General features: G+C 58.7%; 1 protein-coding gene. It reads left to right on the forward strand.

Features of this window, described 5'->3' with window-relative positions:
- Positions 1–55 precede the first annotated feature (55 nt).
- Complete coding sequence (locus tag AC19YR_RS24755; RefSeq protein ID WP_169867370.1) at positions 56–1,084, forward strand: IS30 family transposase; 1,029 nt, start codon at positions 56–58, stop codon at positions 1,082–1,084.
- Positions 1,085–1,113 lie beyond the last annotated feature (29 nt).

Raw genomic sequence — 1,113 nt, forward strand, 5'->3', positions numbered from 1 at the left:
GGCGGCGGCAAAAACTGAGTGCAACACCTGACCTTTCCGGTACGGTGCTGCCCCTATGTCCTATTCCGAACTCAGCGTTGAAGAACGCGCCACCATTCAAATCGGCAATGCCCAAGGCTTCAGCCTGCGCCGGATTGCCCGCTTGATTAACCGATCCCCTTCGACCATCAGCCGGGAGCTGCACCGTAATCGAGATGCCTTCGGCGGCTACTCGGCCCGTGTAGCTCAACAAAAGATGCAGGCCCGCCGTCAGGTATGTCGACCGATGCGAAAGCTGTTGCCGGCAAGCGAGCGCTTCGAGTTGGTGGCCCATATGCTGCGTGAGCGTTTGTCCCCCGAGCAAATTGCCGGCAAGCTGCGCAGCATGAACATGCCCAATTTCAGAGATGCCTACGTCTGTCGCGAGACGATCTATAACGCGATCTATGCCCTGCCAGTCGGTGAACTGCGCAAGGAGCTGATCATCTGCCTGCGCCAAAGCAAGACGACGCGCAGACCGCGTTCTGGCGGCGTGGATCGGCGCGGGCAGATCCCCGAAATGGTCAGCATTCATGTGCGCCCGCCAGAGATCGAAGACCGGTTGATGCCGGGGCATTGGGAAGGCGATTTGATCAAGGGTAAGGCCAACGCCTCGTCTGTAGGTACGCTGGTGGAGCGCACCAGTGGCTACCTGATGCTGGTGAAGATGAACGACGCGACGGCGACCTCGGCGATGGAGGGCTTCAGTGCGGCGCTCAATGGTATGCCGTTGGCGGTGCGCAAGAGCATGACCTACGACCAGGGGCGGGAGATGGCGCGGCACGCCGAGATCACCCAGAAAACTGGCGTAGCGATTTACTTCTGCGATCCTCACAGCCCTTGGCAGCGCGGCAGCAACGAAAATATCAATGGCCTGATTCGTCAGTACCTGCCCAAGGGCACAGATCTGTCGGTACACAGCCAAGAAGAGCTGGATGCCATAGCGTTGCAACTGAACATGCGTCCGCGTAAGCGTTTCGACTTCAAATGTCCTATCGAGGTCATAGGCGAGGTGATGCAAGCAGCCATGGCTATGCGGCATGATGCTCCGGCTTCAATTCAATAACCGTGTTGCACTCAGCTCCTGCAACCGCC

It is taken from the genome of Pseudomonas sp. MF08817 (assembly GCF_059862705.1).